1 pseudogene is annotated in these 244 nt (G+C 36.1%); it reads left to right on the top strand.

The features are described from left to right. Positions 1-96: 96 nt before the first annotated feature. Positions 97-244 (top strand): annotated as a pseudogene (ssbA, locus tag RYX56_RS24590) (single-stranded DNA-binding protein SsbA); the annotation flags it as partial.

Genomic DNA, 244 nt, shown 5'->3' with positions numbered 1-244 from the left:
TCATATCGTTATTAAAGAAGAAGAATAATAATATTAACTATAAAACTTTTCCATGTTCCACGTGGAACATATTGGAAAGAAAAGGAGTTGATTCTGATGATCAATCGTGTCGTGCTTGTTGGCCGTTTAACAAAAGACCCTGAATTGAAATATACACCCAATGGTATTGCTGTTGCTACCTTTACTTTGGCCGTCAATCGTCCATTTTCAAATCAGCAAGGGGAACGTGAAGCAGACTTTTTAA

Source organism: Alkalihalophilus lindianensis (genome assembly GCF_032843265.1).
GTDB lineage: Bacteria > Bacillota > Bacilli > Bacillales > Bacillaceae_D > Alkalihalophilus > Alkalihalophilus lindianensis.
This window is presented reverse-complemented; position numbering and strand designations above follow the sequence as displayed.